This is a genomic window from Alcanivorax sp. NBRC 102024 (genome assembly GCF_001602235.1).
Taxonomy (GTDB): Bacteria; Pseudomonadota; Gammaproteobacteria; order Pseudomonadales; family Alcanivoracaceae; genus Alcanivorax.
In genome coordinates, this window is sequence record NZ_BDAS01000003.1 from 118,815 (window position 1) to 142,665 (window position 23,851).

The window sequence follows — 23,851 nt, forward strand, 5'->3', positions numbered from 1 at the left end:
TTGCCCTTGTGGCCCTGTTCCTCGGCGTGGTCTGCCACGCCGAGGTAACCCGCAGCCACGGCTATCATCCCTTCGGGGACCTCAAGTATCCCGCCGATTTCAGCCATTTCGACTACGTGAATCCCGACGCCCCGAAAGGGGGCTCCATCACCCTGTTCGGCAACGGCACCTTCGACAGCCTCAATCCCTATATCCTCAAGGGTCGCAGCCCTGCGGACACCCCCGGCATGCAGATGTACGGGGTGACCGAATTGGCGGACAGCCTGCTGATGGGCAGCCAGCCACATAACCCCCTGGGCGATGAAGCCGGTGCCGCCTACGGTCTGATCGCCGAGTGGCTGGAATACCCCGAGGACCGGAGCTGGTGCGTATTCCGCCTCCGTGACCAGGCCCGTTTCCATGATGGTGAGCCGATCCGTGCTGACGATGTGGTATTCACCTTCAATATCCTGCGCGAAAAGGGTCACCCCGAATACAGTCTTCGCCTGGCGGATGTGGCCAGCGTTGAAGCCTTGGACGAACGCACGGTCAGGTTCACCTTTACCGAGGGCCGCCGCGACCTGCCTCTGCTGGTGGGAGCCATCCCGATCCTGCCCCGCCATTATTGGCAGACCCATGATTTTGAACGGTCTACCCTGGAAGCGCCGGTGAGCAGTGGGCCCTACCGGGTTGCCGACGTTCAGGGCGGCAAGCAGGTCACATTCCAGAGGGTGGCGGATTACTGGGCCAAAGACCTGCCGGTGAACCGGGGACGGTACAACTTTGACCAAGTGGTATTCGAATTCTATCGGGATGCGGATGTGGGATTCGAAGCCTTCAAATCCGGTGCCTATGACCTTCACTACACCTACAGCTCAAAACGCTGGTCCACTGCCTTCGACTTTGCGGCCATGAAGGATGGCAGAGTGAAACGGGCGGAAATTCCCCACAGCGTGCCTCGACCGGTGCAGGCCTTCTTCTTCAACACCCGGCAGGCACCCTTTGACGACCCCAATGTCCGTGAAGCTGCCACCCTGTTGTTCGACTTTGAATGGTCCAACCGCAACCTGTTTGCCGATGCCTACACACGCACGGTGAGCTGGTTTCCCAATAGCCCCTACTCTGCCGATATTCCGGCCAGCGCCGAAGAGCAGGCCTTGCTGGAGGACTTCCGCAAGACGCTGCCGGCGGACTACTTTTCCGCAGACATTACCCCTCCGGTCAATGATGGTAGCGGCCAGATTCGCAACCGCATGCGTGAAGCGCTGGCCTTGCTGAAAGAGAGCGGCTGGCAGCTGCAAGGTAACCGACTGGTGAATGATGCCGGCAAACCGCTGCGTTTTACGGTTCTCAACTACCACAATCCCGGCATCTACCGCATTCTGGCCCCCTGGTTTCGCAACCTGAAGCGCCTGGGAATCGATGCCGACTATCGGGAGGTCGACCCCTCGGCCTACAAGGAAAAACTGGATAATTTCCAGTACGACGTGGTGCTCTTCGTGCTTCCCATGCGTGACTACCCCGGCCCGGAACTGAAAGACTATTTCCTGTCCAGCAGTGCTGACATTTCCGGCAGCCGTAACCTGGCAGGCATTGCCGACCCGGTGGTGGACTTCCTGGTCAAACGTGCGCTGGCGGCTGATACCGAAGCCGACTATACCCTTGCCTTGAAAGCGCTGGACCGTCGTTTACGCTACCAGCACTACGGTGTACTGAACTATCATATCCGCCATCACAGGATCGCCTGGTGGGACAAGTTCGCCAGGCCCCCGGAACCAATCCCCTATGGCCTGGGTCTCGATACCTGGTGGATGAAACAATAACAAGGAGTCGATATGGCCATTCACTGCACCATTCGCACGCGAATGCTGCGTGGGCTGTTTCTTGGTCTGTGTGTTTGCACCGGCCTGGCAAATGCCGAGATTCACAGGGGGCATGCCATCGCCATGCATGGCGAGCCGCTCTACCCCGCTGATTTTACCCACTTCAACTACACCAACCCGAATGCCCCCAAGGGCGGCGAGCTGCGACTTCACGTTGTCGGCAGCTTTGACTCGCTCAATCCCTTTGTGCCCAAGGGACGGCCTGCCGCCGGCATGGGCGCCACCGACAATTCGTACCTTTACGATTCACTGACCGTTCGTGGCGAAGATGAACCTTTCACCCAATACGGCCTGTTGGCAGAAACCATCGAATGGCCCGATGACCGCAGCTGGGTCCGCTACCACCTGCACGAAGAGGCCACTTTCTCGGATGGCCACCCGGTGCGCGCGGAAGACGTGGCCTGGACCTTCAATACCCTGTTAGAAAAAGGGCGCCCCTTCTACAGCTACTACTATGCGGAAGTGGACCGGGTGGAAGTGCAGGACCCGCTTACCGTGACCTTTCACTTCGCCAACGACAGCGTCAACAAGGAGCTGCCACTGATCATTGGCCAGTTACCGATTCTTCCCAAGCATATCTGGGAGGAAAAAGAATTCGGCAAGGACGGCATGGCCATTCCCGTGGGGTCCGGCCCGTACCGCATTATCAAGGCAGAGCCGGGCAAACAGATCGTTTATCAGCGCCGCGACGATTACTGGGCCAGGGACCTTCCCGTGATGAAAGGCCGGAATAACTTCGGCACCATCACCTATGATTACTATCTGGAAGGCAACGTGGCACTGGAAGCCTTCAAAAGCGGCAACTACGACTGGCGCCACGAAAACAATTCCAAACTGTGGGCCACCGCCTACAAGGGACCCGCCTTCGCCAAGGGTGAGATCAAGACCGAATCCGTCACGCATCATAATCCCTGGGGCGCCCAGGGCTTCCTGTTCAATCTGCGCAAGCCGCTTTTTCAGGACAAGACGTTGCGCAAGGCCATCGGCTATGCCTTTGATTTCGAATGGTCCAACAACAATCTCTTCTACGGCCAGTACAAGCGTAACCGGAGCTACTTTGAAAACTCCGATATGGCGGCCACCGGACTTCCCTCCAAAGCCGAGCTGGCCCTGCTCGAACCCTACCGCGACCAACTCCCGGAAGAAGTCTTTACCCGGGAATATCAGCCCCCGAAAAGCGACGGTTCAGGCAGGCCCCGGGAAAACCTGCGCACGGCGCAGGAGCTGCTGAAAGCCGCCGGTTACCAATTTCGTGAAGGCACCCTGTACACGCCCGATGGTAACCCGGTGCAATTTGAAATCATGCTGGGCTCTCCCGCGTTTGAACGGATCGTGCTGCCCTTCTCCCGCAATCTGAAGGCCCTCGGTATCAAGGCCAATGTGGTTACCATTGATTCCGCCCAATACGTGGAACGCCTTCGGCACTTTGAGTTCGATATGGTGGTGGGCCGTATCGGTCAGTCCAGCTCCCCGGGTAACGAGCAGAAAGAATACTGGAGCTCGGAAGCCGCCAAACAGACTGACAGCCGCAACCTGATCGGCATCCAGAACCCGGTGGTTGACGCTCTGGTAGACAAGATTATTGCCGCTCCGAGCCGGGAAGCGCTGGTTACCAGCTGCCAGGCCCTGGATCGGGTGCTGCAGTGGAACTATTACAGTGTATTGAACTGGTACACGGATCAGCACCGTATCGCCTACCAGTCCCGGCTGCGTCACCCGGAGTTTGGCAAGTACGTCCCACTCGATACCTCACTGGATACCTGGTGGGATAGCACCGCGAAATGAAACTCTATATCAACAAACGCCTGCTGCTGGTGCTGCCGACCCTGTTCGGCATTCTGCTGCTGAACTTTGTCGTTATCCAGGCCGCTCCGGGCGGCCCGGTTGAAAAGACACTGGCCGAACTCCAGGGGGTTGGCACCGGCGGTGCCGGCAGCAGTTTTGCCGGCAGCAGCGCCGACACCATGACGGGGGGCAACTACCAGAATGCCAAGGGTCTGCCCCCTGAGCTGGTGGAACGCATCGAGAAAATGTACGGCTTCGACAAGCCCGCCCACGAGCGTTTCTGGTTAATGATCAAGAATTACTTCACCGGCAATTTTGGTGAATCCTATTACCGTGATCGCTCGGTGACCGAACTGATCCTGGAGCGTCTGCCGGTGTCCATTTCTCTCGGTCTGTGGAGCACCCTGATCGCCTATCTGGTATCCATACCGCTGGGCATCCGCAAGGCAGTGAAGGACGGCAGCCGCTTCGATGTGTGGAGCAGCACCGCCATCATCATCGGTTTTGCCATTCCCAGCTTCCTGCTCGGCCTGTTGCTGATCGTTCTCTTCGCGGGCGGCTCCTACTTCGAGTGGTTCCCGCTGAGGGGGCTGACCTCGGATAATTTCGATGAACTGAGCTTGCTGGGCAAGGTGGGCGATTATCTCTGGCACATTACCCTCCCCACCATCGCCATTGTCGCCGGCAACTTTGCCACCCTCTCCATGCTGACCAAGAATTCCTTCATGGACGAGATTCGCAAGCAATATGTGCAGACCGCCCGTGCCAAGGGACTTACCGAAAAACAGGTGCTTTACGGCCATGTGTTTCGCAATGCCATGCTGATCATCATCGCCGGCTTTCCGGCGGCCTTTATCAGCATGTTTTTCACCGGTGTGCTGCTGATCGAATATATCTTCTCGCTGGACGGTCTCGGACTGCTGGGGTTCGAATCGGTGATCAGTCGGGATTACCCGGTGGTGTTCGGCACCCTCTTCATCTTCACCCTGTTCAGTCTGGTGATGAAACTGATCAGTGATCTGACCTATATGTGGGTGGACCCGCGTATTGATTTCGAGCGGAGGGATCATTGATGCCTCTGTCCACGTTCCTCAAGCCAGCCAGATCGAATCCCGTGTGGGCCCGGCAGTGGCAGGCATTCCGCAGTAATCGGCGTGGCTACTGGTCCCTGTGGTTATTTCTGTTTCTGTTTATCCTCAGCCTGGGCGCCGAGTTGGTGGCCAATGAGAAGCCATTACTGGTGAGCTACGAGGGTGAGTTCTATGTGCCGGTGGCAAAGGTTTATCCGGAAACCACGTTCGGCGGTTTTTTCGAATCCGAAGCCAACTACCGGGATCCGGTGGTCAAGGACCTGATCAACGACAAGGGATGGATGCTTTGGCCTCCCATTCGTTTCAGCTACAACACCATCAATTACGACCTGGACGTTCCCGCCCCGGCACCACCCTCTTCAGAAAACTGGCTGGGCACTGACGATCAGGGCCGCGATATTCTTGCCGGTCTGATCTACGGGTTTCGTATTTCGGTATTGTTCGGGCTGATACTGACCATCCTCTCGAGCATCGTGGGGATCATTGTCGGCGCTATCCAGGGTTACTATGGCGGCAAGCTGGACCTGTTCGGGCAGCGTTTCATCGAAATCTGGTCAAGCATGCCCACCCTCTTCCTGATCATCATTATTTCCAGCTTCCTGATTCCCAGTTTCTGGACACTGCTGGCCATCATGCTGCTGTTCTCCTGGATGACACTGGTCGATCTGGTACGGGCGGAGTTTCTTCGCTGTCGCAACATGGACTATGTCCGTTCCGCCAAAGCCATGGGCGTAGGGACACCGGTCATCATGTTTCGCCATATGCTGCCCAATGCCATGGTGGCAACGCTGACCTTCTTGCCGTTCATTCTCAATAGCGCGGTGGTCACCCTCACCTCCCTGGATTTTATCGGTTTCGGGCTGCCACCCGATGCCCCTTCACTGGGACGCCTGGTCGGCCAGGGCAAGGCCAATCTGCATGCTCCGTGGATCGGTATCAGTGTGTTTGCCACGCTGACGCTGATGCTGACCTTGCTGGTCTTCATCGGAGAGGCCGTCCGGGATGCCTTCGACACGAGGAAGTTCCTGCAATGAGCTTGCTGACCTTACGTGGTCTGACCATCCGCTTTGGGCAACAGCGGGTTGTCGATGATATGTCACTGGATCTCGAGCCAGGCCACATGCTGGCACTGGTAGGAGAATCCGGCTCTGGCAAGTCGCTCACTGCCATGTCTTTGCTCGATTTACTGCCCGAGAGCGCCATCTGGGAAGCCGAGACGCTGACGTTGGGCGGTGAGAACCTGCTGGGTCTCAACGAGAATCGCAAGCGTTCCCTGCGTGGTGGCCGTATCGGTACCATTTTCCAGGAACCGCTGACCGCGCTGAATCCGTTACACACGGTGGAAAAGCAGATCAGTGAAAGCCTGTTCGTCCACCAGGGCATGAGTCGGCAGAAAGCCCGTGAGCGCTGCCTGGAACTGCTTGGGCAGGTTGAGCTGCCCACCACCGACGAGATGCTGGCGCGCTACCCGCATCAGCTCAGCGGCGGCCAACGGCAACGTGTCATGATCGCCATGGCGCTGGCCAACGATCCCCAGATTCTGATTGCCGACGAGCCCACCACGGCACTGGATGTGACGGTTCAGGAAACCATCCTTACCCTGATCAAACGCCTTCAGAATGAGCTGGGACTCTCCATCCTGCTGATTAGCCATGACCTGGGCGTCGTCAGCCGTTTTGCCGATGATATTGTCGTCATGCATAACGGCAAAAAGGTAGAGGCCGGGCCCACCGCTCAGGTGCTCCAGTCACCCAAAGAAGCCTACACCCGTCATTTGATCGAGTCGGAGCCGCGGGGAAAGATGCCCCCGCTGAATGATGACGCCCCTCTCCTGCTCGATGCCAGTGACATCGCCGTGACCTTCAAGCAACGTCGACGCAGCCTCTTTTCACCTGCCCCACTGTTCCATGCCGTGGATCGTATTGATCTCAACCTTCGCCGCGGGGAGACCCTGGGCATTGTCGGCGAGTCCGGTTCGGGCAAGTCCACTCTGGCCCTGGCGCTGCTGAGGCTGATCAGGAGCGAGGGGCGCATCATCATGGACAGCCACGACCTGCATAGCCTGAATCAGCGCCAGATGCGTGACTGGCGCCGTCGCCTGCAGGTGGTCTTTCAGGACCCATTCGGCAGCCTCAACCCCCGCATGACCGTGGGCCAGATTGTGGCGGAAGGCCTGGCAGTACATGCCAGCAACCTGACCCGCCAGGAACGGGACATGAAGGTGGCGCAGATCCTCGAGGAAGTGGATCTCCCTGCATCGGCACAGGGCCGTTACCCCCATGAGTTTTCCGGTGGCCAGCGACAGCGTATCGCCATCGCCCGGGCCCTGATCATGGAACCGGAGCTGCTGATTCTGGATGAGCCCACGTCAGCCCTGGACCGGAGCGTGCAATATCAGATTCTCGAGCTATTGAAATCTCTTCAGAAGAAACATGATCTCAGCTATCTGTTTATCAGCCATGATCTGAAAGTCATACGGTCCATCTGTCATCGGGTTATGGTGATGAAAGATGGCAAAGTGGTGGAACACGGCGAGACCGAGGCCGTTTTCGACCAGCCGCAACACGGTTACACCCTTAAGTTGATGTCCGCCGCCTTCGCCTGAGGAAGGCACCGGGAAACACACCGTTGCATTTGTCAGCCCGTGAAGAGACGTCAAACCCGCTTTAATTGCCTATACTTGGCCCAGTCGTTATGTTGGCCACCAATCGGAACAACCAGAACCACGAGGGATGACCATGGGATTTCTAGCAGGCAAACGCTACCTGATTGTCGGCGTCGCCAGTGACCGCTCCATTGCCACAGGTATCGCCGAAGCAATGCATCGCGAGGGTGCTGAGCTGGCCTTTACCTTCCAGAACGAGAAACTGAAAAGCCGGGTCGTGAAAGCGGCCGAACGCTATGGCAGTAGCGAAGCCCTGTGCTACCCCTGCGATGTGGCAAGCGATGAAGAAATCGAGGCTGTGTTCACCTCCCTGGGCAAACAATGGGACGGCCTGGATGGCATTATCCATGCGGTGGGCTTTGCCCCCGGCAATGAGCTGGATGGCAACTTTGCCGACGTGGCCACCCGGGAAGGCTTCCGTATCGCCCATGATATTTCCAGCTACAGCTTCGTTGCCCTGGCCAAGGCCGGCCGCCAGATGATGGCCAACCGCAATGGTTCCCTGCTGACCCTGACCTATCATGCCGCCCGACAAACCGTGCCGAACTACAACGTGATGGGTCTGGCCAAGGCCAGCCTGGAAGCCTCTGTCCGGTATCTGGCTTCCAGTATGGGCCCGGATGGCATCCGCGTGAACGGCATCTCTGCCGGCCCCATCCGCACCCTGGCAGCATCCGGTATCAAGAAATTTCGCAGCATGCTGGACTACAATGCTGCCAAAGCGCCTTTGCGTCGCAATGTGACCATCGAGGAAGTGGGTAACGTAGCCGCTTTCCTGTGCTCTGATCTGGCTTCCGGCATTACCGGTGAAATCACCTACGTCGATGCCGGGGCAAGCACCGTATCCATGCCTTTCGAAATGGATAGCGAGTAACCCCAAAACAGATCATTCAGCACAAAAAAAAGCTCACCATCGCTGGTGAGCTTTTTTTGTGCCCTGGCCAGGCTACTGATCGGCAGTGTTACTGCTCAGCCGTCCCAGGTTGAGGTCCACGTCGCCCTCATCGCGCAGCAGTGCCACCACCTGGCGGAAACTGCGTTGCCCTTCAATATTACCAAGCTGAAGCAGCGCAGCCTGTTGCTGGACTTCGGACAGAGGCTCAACGTTACCGTCTTCCACACGGGTTACCTGATAAGCAACCAGGGAACCATCTCCCACCCGAGTCAGCTCGATGGAGGAAGGCGCACCTTCATTGCTCTTGGGCAAGGCAAAAGCACCGTTGACCACTTCCATGAACGGCTCGGCGCCACCGCGCTGAAGCCCTTCCTGTTCCTCGATTTCGCTACCAAACAGGGAGGCGATCTCATCCAGTGTTGCCCCTTGCTGTAATTGCTCCTCTGCCTGGGCGGACAACTGCTGGGCCTTGTCCGCTGCCAGCTCGGCCTTGAGACGCTCGCGAATCACAGCGGCGACGTCCTCCAGTGGCAGAGCTTCGGCAGGCTTTTCTTCAGCAATGCGAACCGCCAGATACTCACCCGGCGCCGTTTCGATCAGATCACTGTTATGGCGATCCTTACGCACCTGATCGCTGTTAAGTGCCTGTTGAACCTGGGGCGCAGACAGTGGCGCTGGCAGAGCTGACAAGGCAACCCATTCGGTGGTTTGGACTTCTGCCCCCACCTGTTCGGCCGGAACAGCCATATCACTGTGTTCGTACAGCAGCTCTTCAAGACGCGCCACATCTTCATTCAACAGGGTTTCTGCACGACCCTGCTTGAGATCAGCACGAATCTGTTCGCTAAGCGCCTCCAGTGTAGGCAGGTCCTGCTCACGAACAGCCTCGGACACCTTGATCAGGTGAACACCCGCATCGGTGACAACCGGCTCGGAAACCATCCCGGGCTCAAGACTGGCAATGGCCTCTTCCATCTCTTCAGGCAGCGCGCCTTTGGAGACCACGCCCAGATCACCGCCAGCATTGGCGGAGCCCGGATCGTCGGAATACTCGGCAGCCACATCAGCAAAAGATGCCCCCGCAGCGATAGCCTGAGCCGCCTCGCTGGCACGCGCCTGCGCCTGCTGCAGGTCCCTGTCGCCGTTAATTTCCACCAGAATATGCGCCACTTTACGGGCCGCACCGGCTCCGGATTCTTCCATGATGGAACGACGCACCTGATACTCTGCCGCCACGTCCTCGTCGCTGACAGAGACCTGATCCGCATAATCCTCAGCCGCCAGCCTCACATAGCTGATGCGGAATTCCTCCGGGCGCATGAACTCTGCCTGATTTTCATCGTAGTAGGCCTGAACGTCCTCGCTGGTCACGGTGAACTCGCTACGCAGGGCACTCATATCCAGGGCCACATAGCGAATATCACGAACCTGTTCGCCCAGGCGGCGCTGTTCGCTCAACTCCGCAGGAAGCGCGAAATTGGTCGCCACGAAGCCACTACGATACTGCTCTTTGATCACATCCTGACGCAGGCCCTGAATGTAGCTCTGCGGAGTCATACCCCGGCTACGCAGCTCCCGCTCGAAACGGGTTTCGGAAAACTTGCCATTTTCCTGAAACAGGGGGATCTGATAAATATCGCGTGCGGCCTGGGTTTCACTGAATGCCAGGTTGGCATTTTGTGCTGCTGCCAGAATCAGCTGTTCATTGACCAGCCCCTCAAGAACCATTTCAGGACGCACAAAGGAATCCAGCATGGAGGGGTCAATGTTCGGACTTTGCTGTCGCAGCATGTCACGAACGCGTTCAACGCGCTGATTGACCATACTTCGGGTGATTTTGTTGCCTTCCACTTCGGCAACCACATCCCCGCTTCCGCCTCCGGTGAAATACCCATAGAAGCCGGAAATGACAAAAGGAAGGATAATCGCGGCAAGCAGGACCTTGCCCACGGGACCGCGGACAAACCGTCTGAACTCCTGCATGAAAATACTCCGTAGGGACTCTTATTAAAACCTGAGCCGGTGACTTCAACATGGCGTCAGGTAAAAACTGTCGAATTCAATCTTGTTATATGAGAACCGCAATAATGACTGCAGGTTCCCTAAACGGAAAAAAGCGCACCCGCTTACGGCTGCGCTTCCTCAAACTGGCGGAGCGGACGGGACTCGAACCCGCGACCCCCGGCGTGACAGGCCGGTATTCTAACCAGCTGAACTACCGCTCCCGCAAACAGTTTAGTTCACCGCGTCTTTCAGTGCCTTACCGGCTTTGAAGCCCGGTACTTTGGCGGCGGCGATCTGAATGGTCTGACCAGTTTGCGGGTTGCGGCCTTCACGAGCAGCGCGCTCTTTCACAGCAAAAGTGCCAAAACCTACCAGAGAAACGCTGTCACCTTTTTTCAGGGCGCCAGTTACCGCTTCCAAAGTAGCATCCAGTGCACGGCCTGCGTCGGCCTTGGAAATATCCGCGCTAGCGGCAATCGCATCAATCAACTCTGACTTATTCACAAAGTTCCCCTTTCTGTTTTTCCCGGTTTTATGGTCGAGGCGTGATGTACTCTCCTCCTGAGCAAGCCGCCTTTATACCAACGGGTATAAGGAGCGTCAAGAAAGGAAAGGTATCATCGCACCCAAGTTAAAAAAAATGAAAAACCATATAGATCAATAATTTAAAAAGCTTCAAATCCGACCCGTTAATGTGTACTGGGACGCTTTGTGCCTTCCTGGTTTTTCTCTTCTGCGAGCGCCAAATCCTCTTCCTGTTCCGCTTCGCTCAGCGGGCTGGGTTGATGAGTTAGCGCCACATCAAGCACCTGGTCAATCCATTTGACAGGACGGATATCCAGGGACGACTTGATATTGTCAGGGATCTCTTTGAGGTCCCTCTCATTTTCTTCCGGTATCAATACCGTCTTGATGCCACCACGGTGAGCGGCCAGCAATTTTTCTTTCAGGCCACCGATGGGAAGCACTTGACCGCGCAGGGTAATTTCACCGGTCATGGCCACATCCGCACGGACCGGGATCCCGGTCAGTACAGAAACCATGGCGGTACACATGCCAATACCCGCACTGGGCCCATCTTTCGGAGTCGCACCCTCTGGCACATGCATGTGCAGATCGTTGCGTTCCAGTGTGCGGCGTCGAATTCCAAGGGTACCGGCACGGCTTTTCACAACTGTCCATGCAGCCTGAATAGACTCCTGCATCACATCACCCAGGGAACCGGTAGAGATTACGCGGCCTTTGCCCGGAGTGGAAACACTTTCGATGGTGAGCAGCTCGCCGCCAACGGAGGTCCATGCCAACCCGGTAACCTGTCCAACCTGGTCTTGCTCTTCCGCACGACCGAAACTGAACTTGCGCACACCAAGGTAATGTTCGATCAGCTCTTCAGACAAGGTAACGGTCTTGGCCTCGTTCGCCAGCAAGTGCTCCTTGACCACCTTGCGGCAAATCTTGCTCACTTCCCGCTCCAGCCCACGAACCCCGGCTTCACGGGTGTAGTGACGAACCACATAGCGCAGCACGCTCTCGTCGAAAACCACTTCGTCTTTCTTCAGGCCATTGTTCTTGATCTGTTTCGGGACCAAGTACTGGAGGGCAATATTGACCTTTTCGTCTTCCGTATAGCCTGGCAGACGGATCACTTCCATGCGGTCCAGCAAGGGTGCCGGAATGTTCATGGAGTTAGAGGTGCAGATAAACAGGGTTTCCGACAGATTGTAGTCAACTTCAAGATAATGATCGCTGAAGGTGTCGTTCTGTTCGGGATCGAGCACTTCCAACAACGCGGAGGCCGGATCACCACGGTTATCCATGCCCATCTTGTCGACTTCATCAAACAGGAACAGCGGGTTTTTTACGCCGACCTTGGACAATTTCTGGACCACTTTGCCAGGCAGTGAACCAATGTAGGTGCGACGGTGGCCACGAATTTCCGCCTCATCGCGCACCCCGCCGAGGGCCATTCGCACAAACTTGCGATTGGTGGCATGGGCAATGGATTGCCCCAGGGAGGTTTTGCCCACACCGGGAGGGCCCACAAGACACAATACCGGCCCCTTGACCTTGCCCACACGGCTTTGCACGGCCAGAAATTCCAGAATACGGTCTTTCACTTCTTCCAGACCATAGTGGTCGCGATCAAGCACTTCCTTGGCATGGGCCAGATCGTGGCGAACGCGGCTGCGTTTTTTCCATGGCACCGATGTCATCCAGTCAAGATAGCTTCTTACTACCGTGGCTTCCGCGGACATGGGTGACATCATCTTGAGCTTGTTCAGCTCATTCATGGACTTCTCGAGGGCTTCCTTGGGCATGCCCACGTTTTCAATTTTCTTTTCCAGGTCTTCCAGGTCGTTGCCGCTGTCGTCCAGATCACCCAACTCTTTCTGGATGGCTTTCATCTGTTCGTTCAGATAGTACTCGCGCTGGCTTTTCTCCATCTGTTTCTTGACGCGGCCACGAATACGTTTTTCCACCTTGAGCACGTCAATATCGGATTCCATCAGGGCAATCAGATGCTCGACACGCTCACGGACATCCACCATCTCCAGGACATCCTGCTTTTCTTCCAGTTTCAGCTGCAGATGCGCGGCAATGGTGTCGGCCAGACGGCTGACTTCATCGATGGAAGACACGGAACCGGTGACTTCCGGCGCGACTTTCTTGGAAAGTTTTACGTAATCCTCAAACTGGGATTGCAACGAACGGGACAGGGCTTCTTGCTCGCCCTCTTCAGGCAGCCCCTCTTCCAGCTCGCGCACATCCGCGATACCACCCTGATCACCGAACTCGGCCTTGACCACGTGGGCGCGCTGCCCGCCTTCCACCAGCACCTTAACGGTACCGTCAGGGAGTTTCAGCAGCTGCAGGATGGTCGAAACAGTACCAACCCGGTAGATGTCGTCCACGCCCGGGTCGTCGTCGGAGGCATTGCGCTGGGCGACCAGCATGATCTGTTTGTCGTCGGCCATGGCTGTTTCGAGCGCAGCAATGGACTTTTCCCGGCCAACAAACAACGGGATCACCATGTGGGGATACACCACTACGTCACGCAGTGGTAAAAGCGGGATATCTTTCAGCACGTATTGCCTCTATTGCCGTGGCGGCACCTTAATCCGGTGCCACCTTGGAAGACTGCTCGTTGTTTTCGTAAATCAACAACGGATCGGATTCACCCTTGATGGTGGGGCTGTCGATAACCACCTTGGCGACAGAGTCCATGGACGGAACCTGATACATGGTATCGAGCAACACGCTTTCCAGAATGGAGCGCAGGCCACGAGCCCCGGTCTTGCGCTCCATGGCCTTGTGGGCCACGGCCCGCAGGGCATCATCGCGGAAATCCAGCTCCACCCCTTCCATCTCGAACAGGCGGGCGTATTGCTTGGTCAGGGCGTTGCGAGGCTCGGTCAGGATCTGCACCAAAGCCTCCTCACTGAGTTCTTCCAGTGTGGCAATCACCGGCAGACGGCCGATAAATTCGGGAATCAGGCCATACTTGACCAGATCTTCCGGCTCCACATCCACCAGCAGCTCGCCCAGGTTGCGGGCATCGTCCTTGCTCTTCACTTCTGCGGAGAAGCCGATCCCACCTTTCTCGGAACGCTCGCGAATCACCTTGTCCAGCCCGGCAAACGCACCGCCACAGATGAACAACATGTTGGAGGTGTCCACCTGCAGGAACTCCTGCTGGGGGTGCTTGCGACCGCCCTGCGGGGGCACGGAAGCCACCGTGCCTTCAATCAGTTTGAGCAGGGCCTGCTGCACACCCTCCCCGCTCACATCACGGGTAATGGACGGGTTGTCGGATTTGCGGGAAATCTTGTCGATTTCATCGATATAGACAATGCCGCGCTGGGCCTTGTCCACATCGTAGTCGCACTTCTGCAGCAGCTTCTGGATGATGTTTTCCACATCCTCACCCACGTAACCGGCTTCGGTGAGGGTGGTGGCATCCGCAATGGTGAAAGGCACATTGAGCAGTCGGGCCAGGGTCTCTGCCAATAGTGTCTTACCACTACCGGTGGGGCCGATAAGCAAAATATTGCTCTTGCCCAGCTCCACTTCATCACGGCCCTTGCCAGTACTGCGCAGACGCTTGTAATGGTTGTACACCGCTACAGCGAGAACACGTTTGGCTCGCTCCTGCCCAATGACATACTCATCAAGGGTTTCCTTGATTTCGTTGGGCTTCGGCAGGCTCTCTCCGCCGGTATCTCCGGTGTCTTCCTGCACTTCCTCGCGGATAATGTCATTACACAGATCCACGCATTCGTCGCAGATAAAGACCGAGGGCCCCGCAATCAGTTTGCGGACCTCATGCTGGCTTTTGCCACAAAAAGAGCAGTACAGCAGCTTGCCGTCGTCGCCCTTGCCAGTGGAGTCGGTCATTGAATCGCCTCTAAACCTGTGTATTTGAGTATTTGCGTCTCTTTGAAGATGCAGGGAGACGGGGGGTTTTTCAAGCCCGCCGGGCCTCTCAGGCCTTCCGTTAGGACACTTTTTGTACGACGCTTACCGAATTACACCGGACGTTGACGCAACACCGCGTCAACGATGCCGTATTCCTGGGCTTCTTCAGCGCCCATGAAATTATCACGGTCCGTGTCTTTCTCCAGCCGCTCCAGCGGCTGACCGGTGTGGTGCGCCAGCAAGCTGTTGAGCTGCCCCTTGATCTTGAGGATTTCCTTGGCGTGGATTTCGATATCCGACGCCTGGCCCTGGAAACCACCCAGCGGCTGGTGAATCATCACCCGCGCATTCGGCAAGGCATAACGCTTGCCAGCGGCACCGGCAGCCAACAGGAAGGCGCCCATGCTGGCAGCCTGCCCGACGCACATGGTGGACACATCCGGTTTGATGAACTGCATGGTGTCATAAATAGACATACCCGCCGTCACAGAGCCACCCGGGCTGTTGATATACAGGTGAATATCCTTGTCCGGGTTTTCGGACTCCAGAAACAGCATCTGGGCCACGATCAGATTCGCCATGTGGTCTTCCACCTGGCCGATCATGAAAATCACCCGCTCTTTGAGCAGGCGGGAATAAATATCAAAAGAACGCTCGCCACGGGCGGTCTGCTCGATCACCACCGGCACCAGACCCAGATTGGTGGGGTCCTTGCTCAGTTGCTGCATTTCCGGGGTCATGGAGTTGATACGGCTCAAGTCGATCATGTAGCGCTTTCCTTCTCGTCGATCGTCCGGGGACGCTCTTGTGATTTGTTGGTATCGGCGGTAGCCGACCTCATCCTGATTGCTGCAATGGGGGCTGGCATAGCCGAAAACAAGGCAGGCCGGACGAACAGGTCTTCCAGCATCTTATGACGGTGTATGGGGGGCGTCTATAAAAGTGGGCTCAGGCGGGGTCTGAATGCGCAAAACTTGCGCAAATTGTGCATAAATAACGCAAAACGGGGCCAGAAGGCCCCGTTTTGGTGTCAAAAAGCGGAAAGAATCAGCCTTGCGCTTGCTCGCGAGGCTTCACCGCGTCCTGGTAGGACATGGCTTTTTCTTCCACCTTGGCACTATCCAGTACCAGGTCGACAACCTGCTCTTCCAGCACCGCACCTTCAATCTGCTGCAGCTGCTGGGGGTTGCTGTACACCCAGTTAACGACTTCTTCCGGCTTCTCGTATTGCTCGGCGATCTCTTCTACACGGGCTTTGACCTTGTCGGCATCAGCCTTGATCTCGTGCTTGTCGAGAATCGCGCGAACCACCAGACCCAGACGAACGGAGCGCTCAGCCTGTTCCTTGAACAGGTCATCCGGCAGGATGGAGGCGTCAAACTGCTGACCGCCACCGAACTGCTGCATCATCTGCTGACGCATGCGCTGGATTTCCTGGGTGACCAGGGCGCCCGGCAGGTCAAACTCGTGCAGATTGACCAGGCCATCCATCGCCTGCTCTTTCACCTTGCCGGTGACCGCATTCTTCAGCTCGCGCTCCATGTTCTTGCGCACTTCCGCCTTGAATTTGGCCTCATCGCCATCTTCAACACCAAAGGCCTTCATGAACTCGGCGTCCACTTCCGGCAGGGCCTTGCCCTCTACCTTGTTGACCTTGATCTGGAAGACCACGGCCTGACCTTTCAGCTCTTCGGACTGGTAGTCCTCCGGGAAGGTCACATCGATATCCTTTTCCTCACCGGCTTTCATGCCGACGATACCGTCTTCAAAACCGGGGATCATCTGACCGGAGCCCAGCTCCAGGTTCTGCCCTTCGGCGCTGCCGCCGTCGAAGGCTTCACCGTCTTTCAGACCCTTGAAGTCGATGTTGACACGGTCACCGCTTTCCGCAGCACGGTCCACTTCTTCAAACTGGGCACGCTGCTGACGCAGGGTTTCGATCATGGTGTCCACGTCAGCGTCGGTGACTTCTGCCTGGGGCTTTTCCACTTCGATGGAATCAAAGGCAGACAGCTCCACATCCGGGTATACCTCGAAGGTGGCAACAAATTCCAGATCCTGGCCCGCTTCGTTCTTGGTGGCTTCAAAGCCCGGCATGCCCGCTGGCTGCAGCTTTTCCTGCTCCACGGCTTCGATGAACGCTTCACGCATCACATCGGCCAGCACTTCGTTACGCACGGCGCTGCCAAAGCGACGCTTTACTTCACGCATGGGCACTTTGCCCGGGCGGAAACCGTCCAGACGGACATTCTTCTGGGCTTCCTGGAGCTTGCCTTCTACTGCAGAGTCCACTTTCTCCGCCGGCACACCCACCGTCAGACGGCGCTCAAGACCTGAAGTCGTTTCAACAGAAACCTGCATAACATCCTCTTTAAAAAGACTTTTTGCTGCTCGCCGTCGCATGATAGAGCAGACGGCCTGAATGAGCCTGATTGGAATCTATACACAGCCGTGCCGGCGTCCCTCTTCACCCGTTAGAGTGTGTCGCCAGGTCGTGGTTACGATTGCGCGCTGTAGTCACTCTACATAAACAATCGTAATCGCAGCCTGGCGGCAATAAGGGGCCCGGCCCTTCCGGTTGTCGCTAAAACGCTGTGTACAGATCCCAATCAGGCTCAGCGGGCGCAGATTATAATCAAAAGGCGCCCACTGTGCCTACAGAGCCCAGCGATAGCTTCTACCGGGGCCCATACGAAAAAGCCTCCGGGAGTTCCCGGAGGCTTTTCAATTGGGGTGACTGAGGGGATTTGAACCCCCGACCACCGGAGTCACAATCCGGGGCTCTACCAACTGAGCTACAGTCACCATAAACCACATTGTTTGTCCTGCGCGTCGCCGCAATGGCTAATGGCGCGCCTGGCAGGACTCGAACCTGCAACCGACGGCTTAGAAGGCCGTTGCTCTATCCGGTTGAGCTACAGGCGCATTGCAGGTTTCGCCTTCTCTAAAATGGTCGGGGTGGAGGGATTCGAACCCCCGACATCCTGCTCCCAAAGCAGGCGCGCTACCAGGCTGCGCTACACCCCGATGTTCTTCACGCCTACATAGCTTGAAAGCGAGGCGCGCATAATACTCGGCACCCCCGGGAGCGTCAACGGACCTGGCAACAAAAATATGCCTAACGTACAGATTTTAGACAACTTTTGCGCCCATGGCCGGTGCGTGCGAGAATCGCGCCGTTTTCGCCCCAACTCCCTTGCCTATTTTCAGCCAATGTTAGAGAGACCCGATCATGACCGCCCAGATTCTTGATGGCAAAGCCCTGGCCCAGCAGTTTGAAGAGGAAATGCGTGAGCGTGTTGACGCCCTGAAGACCAAGGCCGGCGGCCGCACTCCTATTCTGGCCACTATCCTGGTCGGCGCCGATCCGGCCTCGGCCACCTATGTCAAGATGAAGGGGAACGCCTGCCGCCGTGTCGGCATGGAATCCGAAGCCATCGAGCTGCCCGCGGAGACCACCACCGAACAACTGCTGGCCAAGATCAGTGAACTGAACCATAACCCGGATGTACACGGCATTTTGCTGCAGCACCCGGTGCCCGAGCAGATTGACGAGCGGGCCTGTTTCGACGCTATCAGCCTGGAGAAGGATGTGGACGGCGTCACCTGCCTGGGTTTTGGTCGCATGAGTATGGGCGAAGCGGCCTACGGTTGCGCCACACCGAAAGGCATCATGCGCCTGCTGGAGCACTATCGGGTTGAGCTGGAAGGCAAGCACGCCGTGGTGGTCGGGCGCAGTGCCATCCTGGGCAAGCCCATGGCGATGATGCTGTTGGAAGCCAACGCCACCGTGACCATCTGCCATAGCCGCACCCGCAACCTGCCGGAGCTGGTCAAGCAAGCGGATATTGTAGTCGGCGCCGTGGGCAAGCCGGAATTCATCAAGGCGGACTGGATCAAGGATGGAGCCGTCGTAGTGGATGCCGGCTTCCACCCGGAGAAATGTGGCGATATCGAGCTGACGCCTCTGGTGGACCGGGTCAGCGCCTATACCCCGGTACCCGGCGGCGTGGGTCCAATGACGATCAATACCCTGATTTTCCAGACCCTTCAGTCTGGCGAGAAAGCGCTCGGCTAACCCCTCCCCGCTCCGCGGTGCCGCCACAGGTGGCACCGTCCTCTCCCTGTTTGCGATACCCTCCAGCAAAGCAACGCTACGCTACGCAGTCACGACCGGCGGTAACATTATTGTCTTCTCCCGCGGCCTATAGTTTCTCGAGCCTCATCCGCGAGGCCCTTCAATCGCCCCAGGGAGAACGACAATGGCAGGGAAATTCGAGATCGATAAGGCCAGCAACGGGCAGTACATCTTCCGCCTGAAAGCCGGTAACGGAGAAATTATTCTCTCCAGCGAGCAGTACACCAGCAAAGGTGCCTGTGAGAACGGTGTGGACTCAGTAAAAAAGAATGCCCCGGACGACAGCCGCTACGAACGCAAGGAGGCCAAGGACGGCAGGCATTATTTTTCCCTGAAAGCGGCCAACCACCAGATCATTGGCCAGAGCCAGATGTACAAAAGCACCAGTGGCATGGAAAACGGCATTGAGTCCGTCAAAAACAATGCCCCGGATGCCCCCGTAGACGATCTGACTGATTGATACAAAAAGGGGCCGCTTGTGCGGCCCCTTTTTTCAGACTGTCGCCGGAATCAGGCCTCCTTGGGCCAGGACTCACGCAGTCCCACCGTTTGGTTGAACACCAGCTTGTCCTCTTTGCTCTCCTGATCCACGCAGAAATAGCCCTCACGTTCGAACTGGTAGCGGGTTTCTGCCAGCGCCCCTCGCAGCCCCGGCTCCACCCAGCAACCTTCCAGCACGTTGAGGGAATCAGGGTTGATGTGGGAAAGGAAGGTCTGCCCTTCTTCGGTCTTGTTGGGATTCGCGGCAGTGAAGAGGCGGTCGTAAAGACGCACTTCGCAAGGCACTCCCTTGCTGGCGCTGACCCAGTGGATCACCCCCCGCAGCTTACCCTGATCCTCCGCGTTCTCCGGATTCTTGCCCAGGGTATCCGGGTCATAGGTACACCGTACTTCCAGAATCTCGCCATTGTCATCGCGCACAACGTCCGTGGCACGAATCACATAGCCATAGCGCAGGCGCACCCGGTCACCCAGCACCAGACGCTTGAATTTCTTGTTGGCCTCTTCGCGGAAATCTTCCCGGTCGATATACACCTCACGGGTCATGGGCACCTGCCGGGTGCCCATGGTCTCATTCTGCGGGTGAACCGGCGCAGTGAGGGACTCCTCGTGCCCTTCCGGCCAGTTTTCGATGACGACTTTCAAGGGGTGCAGCACACACATGGCGCGGGGTGCATGGTGGTTCAGATCATCGCGAATGGCAGCTTCCAGCATGCCCATATCCACCACGGAATCCGCTCGACTGACGCCCACGGACTCACAGAAGGTACGGATGGAAGCCGGGGTGTAACCGCGACGCCGCAGGCCACTGATGGTCGGCATGCGCGGGTCGTTCCAGCCTTCCACATGGCCCTCATCCACCAACTGTTTGAGCTTGCGCTTGCTGGTCACCGTGTAATTCAGGTTGAGCCGGGCAAACTCATACTGGCGTGGGTTGGCGGGCACCGACGTGTTCTCAATGATCCAGTCATAGAAGGGGCGATGATCCTCGAACTCCAGGGTACAAAGGCTGTGGGTAATCCCCTCAAGGGCATCGGACAGCGGATGGGTAAAATCGTACATGGGGTAGATCACCCATTTGTCACCGGTCTGGTGATGCACTTTCTTGCGGATTCGATAGAGAATCGGATCCCGTAACGTCAGGTTGGGGCTCTGCATGTCGATTTTGGCACGCAGTACCGCCGCCCCTTCATCCAGCTCGCCGCTGCGCATCTGCTCGAACAGCGCCAGGTTTTCTTCCACGCTTCGCTCGCGGTAGGGACTTGGCCTGCCCGGGGTGGTGAAATTGCCCCGGTACTCGGCAATCTGCTCCGGGCTCAGGCTGTCCACATAGGCCAGCCCCTTGTGGATCAGCTCCACTGCCAGCTCATAAAGCCGATCAAAATAGTCACTGGCAAACCGTTCCTGGCCATGCCAGGTGAAGCCCAGCCATTGCACATCCTGCTTGATGGACTGGATGTACTCGTCTTCTTCCTTCTCCGGGTTGGTATCGTCGAAGCGCAGGTTGCAGGTACCGTTATAGCTTTCGGCAATACCGAAGTTCAGACAAATAGATTTGGCATGACCGATATGCAGGTAGCCATTGGGTTCCGGCGGAAAACGGGTCACCACCTGGCCGTCGTTTTTACCTTCTGCGAGGTCACGGTCGATGATCTGTCTGATAAAATTGCTGGGCGCTTTCGTTTCGCTCATGGGTCTTGGCCAGTCCGGAAGGCTGAGAGCCTCAATATGGGCAGGCTCTCACGGTGAAAATGAAGGTGCGCTAGTGTACTGTACGCCCCCCAACAGTCAAAGACTCAGGGCCAGCCCGGGAACAAAAAGCCCAGCGGCCCCATCTTGCGGAGAAAACCTGATGAAAGTGGTGCTGACAACAACCTACGGCAAAATCACCCTGCAACTGGACGCAGAGAAGGCGCCGATCACGACCGAGAACTTTGTACAATACGTCAAGGATGGCCACTTCGACGGCACCATCTTCCACCGTGTTATCAGCAATTTCATGATCCAGGGCGGCGGTTTCACCGAAGATATGCAGCAAAAACCCACCCGCGACACCATCCAGAACGAGGCGGGCAATGGTCTGTCCAACAAGGTGGGCACCATCGCCATGGCGCGCACACCGGACCCACATTCCGCCTCCGCCCAGTTTTTCATCAACGTGGCCGATAACCACTTCCTGGACAAGGAACGCAGCCAGGATGGCTGGGGCTATGCGGTCTTCGGTGCTGTGGTCGAGGGCATGGACGTGGTGGAAAAGATCCGCAATGTGCCCACCGGTAACAGCGGCTTCCACCAGGATGTGCCGGTGGAACCCGTGCTGATCGAATCCGCTGAACTGATCGAGGACTGAGCCCATGCGCGTTCTGGCCATCGCCCTGCTTACCCTGGTACCGACCCTGCTGCTCGCCAACCCGCAGGTTCGCCTGGAAACCTCTGCCGGGCCTGTCACCGTGGAACTCTACGAGGACAAGGCCCCACTGACGGTCGCCAACTTCCTCAAATATGTGGATGCGGGCTTCTACGACGGCACCCTGTTCCATCGGGTCATTCGGGGTTTCATGATTCAGGGTGGCGGTTTTGACCAGAACGGGCAACGCAAGGCGACCCGCGCCCCGATCCAGAATGAGGCGGACAACGGCCTGAGCAATGAGCGTGGCACTCTGGCCATGGCCCGTACCGGCGACCCGCACTCCGCCACTGCTCAGTTCTTTATCAATCTGGTCGACAACGGCAATCTGGATTTTTCCGGCAAGAACGCGCGCGGCTGGGGCTATGCCGTGTTCGGCAAAGTCACGGACGGCATGTCCGTGGTGGACAATATCGCCCGCGAGCGCACCACCAGCCAGCGCCTGAATGGCATGATGGCACGGGATGTGCCGGAAGTGCCCATTCTGATTACCCGGGCCTACCGCCTGGATGCAGCCGGTGACACAGAGAAAGGCCCTCAGTAACCATGAGCTACACCCTGTTTATTTCCGACTTGCATCTGGACCCGGCCCGACCGGAACATCTGGAGGCTCTGGGCAAACTGCTGGAAGCCCATGCCGGCAAGGCAGACGCGCTCTATGTTTTGGGCGATCTGTTCGAGGCCTGGATCGGCGATGACGATGACACGCCGTTCAATCAGGAAGCCATCAGTGCCTTCCGCAGTTTCAGCGACAACGGCAGCCAGCTCTATTTCATGCATGGCAACCGGGATTTCATGCTCGGTGAGGGCTTCGCTGCCGCCTGTGGTGGCAACCTGCTCGAAGAAGGCACCGTGGTCGATCTGTATGGCACCCCTGCCCTGCTGATGCACGGTGACAGCCTGTGCACCCTGGATACGGCCTATCAGCAATTCCGCACCATGGCCCGCAGCCCCCAGTGGCAGCAGGGTATGCTGGCCAAACCGCTGGAAGAACGCCGCATGATCGCCCAGGGCATGCGCATGCAAAGCCAGGGCAACAACGCCAACAAGGCCGAAAACATCATGGACGTGACCCCGGAAGAAGTCGTCCGGGTGATGGACGAAGCTGGCGTCAAACACCTGATCCACGGCCACACCCACCGCCCCAACATCCACGATGTGACTCTGGCCGACGGCCAGGGCAAACGCTGGGTGCTGGGGGACTGGGGCAAGCTGGGATGGCAGATTGTGGCGGACAGTGAGAAGGGCTTAAGACTGGAAAGCTTCGAAATCAGTTAACAGTGAACAGCGCGCGTTAAGCGTGCTTATGATTTTCAAACGCATGAGGCCGCGCCCATAAGATGAGCGCGGCCTCGTTGTTTAAGGCCCTGCTCGCGCAGCTGTTAACTATTAACTGTTCACTGTTAACTGCTGTGGTACTCCCGAATGAAACCGGAACTCCGAATCCGGCGACTCCACCAGCTCCCGTTCCACTTCCTTGAAAAAACTCACCCGCTCTTCAATCGGTTCACCGGCATACTTTTCTGCCAGTGCCAGATAATCCGCAAAGTGCCGTGATTCACTTTTCAGTAGATAGCGGTAGTAACGACCCAGTTCCTCGTCCACATGGGGAGCCAGGGCGGCAAAGCGCTCGCAGCTTCTGGCTTCGATCAGCGCCCCTACGATCAGGGTGTCGATAAGACGGCCGGGCTCACTGGTGCGCACATGCTGTCGCAGACCTTTGGCATAGCGGGCCGGCGTCATATGGTCGTAGCTAACACCGCGCTGCCGCATGATCTGCAGTACTTGTTCAAAATGCAGCAACTCTTCCCGGGCCAGCTGGCTCAGGGCGTCCAGCAATTCCGGCCGATCCACATAACGGAACATGAGATTCAGGGCCGTACTGGCCGCTTTCTTCTCACAATGGGCATGATCAATAAGAAGAATGTCCGGATGCTGCAACGCCCAGTCGATCCAGGCCGATGGGGTTGAACAGGGCAGGAATTCGTGAATGAAACTGATATCTTGCATGGGACTCTCGCGCCGCGGGGGGATAAGTATAGAGCGGCGCCAAAGCCTGTGCATCATTTGCGGGGCCAGAGGCAGGC

Annotated in this window: 19 protein-coding genes and 4 tRNA genes; 11 read left to right on the plus strand and 12 right to left on the minus strand. The window is 57.3% G+C overall.

The window, feature by feature from the left end; translation table 11 throughout:
• Positions 1–8 precede the first annotated feature (8 nt).
• From A0251_RS06840 to A0251_RS06865, 6 genes are all read left to right on the plus strand, one after another.
• Complete coding sequence (locus A0251_RS06840) at positions 9–1,802, plus strand: extracellular solute-binding protein (RefSeq protein ID WP_231874183.1); 1,794 nt, start codon at positions 9–11, stop codon at positions 1,800–1,802.
• A 12-nt stretch (positions 1,803–1,814) separates the two neighbouring features.
• Entirely contained in the window at positions 1,815–3,647 is a 1,833-nt protein-coding gene (locus A0251_RS06845) for an extracellular solute-binding protein (protein WP_156478258.1), read from the plus strand.
• Complete coding sequence (locus tag A0251_RS06850) at positions 3,644–4,720, plus strand: microcin C ABC transporter permease YejB (RefSeq protein ID WP_062816115.1); 1,077 nt, start codon at positions 3,644–3,646, stop codon at positions 4,718–4,720. Before A0251_RS06845 ends, A0251_RS06850 begins: the two co-directional genes overlap by 4 nt.
• Positions 4,720–5,772: an ABC transporter permease gene (locus tag A0251_RS06855; RefSeq protein ID WP_062816116.1), complete on the plus strand. Its 1,053-nt coding sequence runs from the start codon at positions 4,720–4,722 to the stop codon at positions 5,770–5,772. The genes A0251_RS06850 and A0251_RS06855 overlap by 1 nt, the downstream gene beginning before the upstream one ends.
• A complete protein-coding gene (locus A0251_RS06860) occupies positions 5,769–7,343 on the plus strand; it encodes an ABC transporter ATP-binding protein (protein ID WP_062816117.1) in 1,575 nt (524 codons plus the stop codon). The genes A0251_RS06855 and A0251_RS06860 overlap by 4 nt, the downstream gene beginning before the upstream one ends.
• A 133-nt stretch (positions 7,344–7,476) precedes the next feature.
• The gene (locus tag A0251_RS06865; protein WP_062816334.1) at positions 7,477–8,277 is read left to right on the plus strand and encodes an enoyl-ACP reductase; all 801 of its coding nucleotides are present in this window, start codon (positions 7,477–7,479) and stop codon (positions 8,275–8,277) included.
• A 72-nt stretch (positions 8,278–8,349) separates the two neighbouring features.
• Here A0251_RS06865 and A0251_RS06870 read toward each other — a convergent pair whose 3' ends face one another.
• The 10 genes from A0251_RS06870 to A0251_RS06915 form a co-directional block, all read right to left on the minus strand.
• Positions 8,350–10,281, minus strand: coding sequence for a SurA N-terminal domain-containing protein (locus A0251_RS06870; RefSeq protein ID WP_062816118.1), 1,932 nt, complete (start codon positions 10,279–10,281; stop codon positions 8,350–8,352).
• 165 nt (positions 10,282–10,446) lie between these two features.
• A tRNA-Asp gene (locus A0251_RS06875) sits at positions 10,447–10,523 on the minus strand.
• 10 nt (positions 10,524–10,533) lie between these two features.
• Positions 10,534–10,806: an HU family DNA-binding protein gene (locus A0251_RS06880; RefSeq protein WP_035244197.1), complete on the minus strand. Its 273-nt coding sequence runs from the start codon at positions 10,804–10,806 to the stop codon at positions 10,534–10,536.
• Positions 10,807–10,991: 185 nt separating this feature from the next.
• On the minus strand, positions 10,992–13,388 hold the full coding sequence (gene lon, locus A0251_RS06885) for an endopeptidase La (RefSeq protein WP_062816119.1): 2,397 nt from the start codon (positions 13,386–13,388) through the stop codon (positions 10,992–10,994).
• Between the two features lie 28 nt (positions 13,389–13,416).
• Entirely contained in the window at positions 13,417–14,697 is a 1,281-nt protein-coding gene (clpX, locus tag A0251_RS06890) for an ATP-dependent Clp protease ATP-binding subunit ClpX (protein WP_062816120.1), read from the minus strand.
• 131 nt (positions 14,698–14,828) lie between these two features.
• Positions 14,829–15,485, minus strand: a complete 657-nt coding sequence (gene clpP / locus A0251_RS06895) for an ATP-dependent Clp endopeptidase proteolytic subunit ClpP (protein ID WP_103916937.1) — start codon at positions 15,483–15,485, stop codon at positions 14,829–14,831.
• Positions 15,486–15,765: 280 nt separating this feature from the next.
• The gene (gene tig, locus A0251_RS06900; RefSeq protein ID WP_062816121.1) at positions 15,766–17,079 is read right to left on the minus strand and encodes a trigger factor; all 1,314 of its coding nucleotides are present in this window, start codon (positions 17,077–17,079) and stop codon (positions 15,766–15,768) included.
• A gap of 368 nt (positions 17,080–17,447) precedes the next feature.
• Positions 17,448–17,523, minus strand: a tRNA-His gene (locus tag A0251_RS06905).
• A gap of 43 nt (positions 17,524–17,566) precedes the next feature.
• A tRNA-Arg gene (locus A0251_RS06910) sits at positions 17,567–17,643 on the minus strand.
• 25 nt (positions 17,644–17,668) lie between these two features.
• A tRNA-Pro gene (locus A0251_RS06915) sits at positions 17,669–17,745 on the minus strand.
• A 205-nt stretch (positions 17,746–17,950) separates the two neighbouring features.
• Here A0251_RS06915 and folD point away from each other — a divergent pair.
• Positions 17,951–18,796: a bifunctional methylenetetrahydrofolate dehydrogenase/methenyltetrahydrofolate cyclohydrolase FolD gene (gene folD / locus A0251_RS06920; protein WP_062816122.1), complete on the plus strand. Its 846-nt coding sequence runs from the start codon at positions 17,951–17,953 to the stop codon at positions 18,794–18,796.
• 184 nt (positions 18,797–18,980) lie between these two features.
• Positions 18,981–19,316 (plus strand): YegP family protein, encoded by a 336-nt coding sequence (locus A0251_RS06925; protein WP_062816123.1) that lies wholly within the window; start codon positions 18,981–18,983, stop codon positions 19,314–19,316.
• Positions 19,317–19,366: 50 nt separating this feature from the next.
• Here A0251_RS06925 and A0251_RS06930 read toward each other — a convergent pair whose 3' ends face one another.
• Positions 19,367–21,049 (minus strand): glutamine--tRNA ligase/YqeY domain fusion protein, encoded by a 1,683-nt coding sequence (locus A0251_RS06930; protein WP_062816124.1) that lies wholly within the window; start codon positions 21,047–21,049, stop codon positions 19,367–19,369.
• Between the two features lie 160 nt (positions 21,050–21,209).
• Here A0251_RS06930 and A0251_RS06935 point away from each other — a divergent pair, with 160 nt between their 5' ends.
• Genes A0251_RS06935 through A0251_RS06945 form a run of 3 tightly spaced genes read left to right on the plus strand, consistent with a single transcriptional unit; the run spans position 21,210 to position 23,042 of the window.
• Entirely contained in the window at positions 21,210–21,707 is a 498-nt protein-coding gene (locus A0251_RS06935) for a peptidylprolyl isomerase (protein WP_062816125.1), read from the plus strand.
• A 4-nt stretch (positions 21,708–21,711) separates the two neighbouring features.
• A complete protein-coding gene (locus A0251_RS06940; protein WP_062816126.1) occupies positions 21,712–22,308 on the plus strand; it encodes a peptidylprolyl isomerase in 597 nt (198 codons plus the stop codon).
• 2 nt (positions 22,309–22,310) lie between these two features.
• Positions 22,311–23,042 carry a UDP-2,3-diacylglucosamine diphosphatase gene (locus A0251_RS06945; RefSeq protein WP_062816127.1) on the plus strand — a complete coding sequence of 244 codons (732 nt, stop codon included), beginning with the start codon at positions 22,311–22,313 and terminating at the stop codon, positions 23,040–23,042.
• Positions 23,043–23,153: 111 nt separating this feature from the next.
• Here the strand turns inward: A0251_RS06945 and A0251_RS06950 are convergent, their stop codons facing one another.
• A complete protein-coding gene (locus A0251_RS06950) occupies positions 23,154–23,774 on the minus strand; it encodes a tRNA-(ms[2]io[6]A)-hydroxylase (RefSeq protein WP_062816128.1) in 621 nt (206 codons plus the stop codon).
• Between the last annotated feature and the right edge of the window lie 77 nt (positions 23,775–23,851).

What these genes read in the sequence shown, in the direction of transcription:
- A0251_RS06845 (WP_156478258.1), top strand. Translation starts at nt 1,815, where the DNA reads ATGGCCATTCACTGCACCATTCGCACGCGAATGCTGCGTGGGCTGTTT.
- A0251_RS06850 (WP_062816115.1), top strand. Translation starts at nt 3,644, where the DNA reads ATGAAACTCTATATCAACAAACGCCTGCTGCTGGTGCTGCCGACCCTG.
- A0251_RS06855 (WP_062816116.1), top strand. Translation starts at nt 4,720, where the DNA reads ATGCCTCTGTCCACGTTCCTCAAGCCAGCCAGATCGAATCCCGTGTGG.
- A0251_RS06860 (WP_062816117.1), top strand. Translation starts at nt 5,769, where the DNA reads ATGAGCTTGCTGACCTTACGTGGTCTGACCATCCGCTTTGGGCAACAG.
- A0251_RS06865 (WP_062816334.1), top strand. Translation starts at nt 7,477, where the DNA reads ATGGGATTTCTAGCAGGCAAACGCTACCTGATTGTCGGCGTCGCCAGT.
- A0251_RS06870 (WP_062816118.1), bottom strand. Translation starts at nt 10,281, where the DNA reads ATGCAGGAGTTCAGACGGTTTGTCCGCGGTCCCGTGGGCAAGGTCCTG.
- clpX (WP_062816120.1), bottom strand. Translation starts at nt 14,697, where the DNA reads ATGACCGACTCCACTGGCAAGGGCGACGACGGCAAGCTGCTGTACTGC.
- clpP (WP_103916937.1), bottom strand. Translation starts at nt 15,485, where the DNA reads ATGATCGACTTGAGCCGTATCAACTCCATGACCCCGGAAATGCAGCAA.
- tig (WP_062816121.1), bottom strand. Translation starts at nt 17,079, where the DNA reads ATGCAGGTTTCTGTTGAAACGACTTCAGGTCTTGAGCGCCGTCTGACG.
- folD (WP_062816122.1), top strand. Translation starts at nt 17,951, where the DNA reads ATGACCGCCCAGATTCTTGATGGCAAAGCCCTGGCCCAGCAGTTTGAA.
- A0251_RS06925 (WP_062816123.1), top strand. Translation starts at nt 18,981, where the DNA reads ATGGCAGGGAAATTCGAGATCGATAAGGCCAGCAACGGGCAGTACATC.
- A0251_RS06930 (WP_062816124.1), bottom strand. Translation starts at nt 21,049, where the DNA reads ATGAGCGAAACGAAAGCGCCCAGCAATTTTATCAGACAGATCATCGAC.
- A0251_RS06935 (WP_062816125.1), top strand. Translation starts at nt 21,210, where the DNA reads ATGAAAGTGGTGCTGACAACAACCTACGGCAAAATCACCCTGCAACTG.
- A0251_RS06940 (WP_062816126.1), top strand. Translation starts at nt 21,712, where the DNA reads ATGCGCGTTCTGGCCATCGCCCTGCTTACCCTGGTACCGACCCTGCTG.
- A0251_RS06945 (WP_062816127.1), top strand. Translation starts at nt 22,311, where the DNA reads ATGAGCTACACCCTGTTTATTTCCGACTTGCATCTGGACCCGGCCCGA.
- A0251_RS06950 (WP_062816128.1), bottom strand. Translation starts at nt 23,774, where the DNA reads ATGCAAGATATCAGTTTCATTCACGAATTCCTGCCCTGTTCAACCCCA.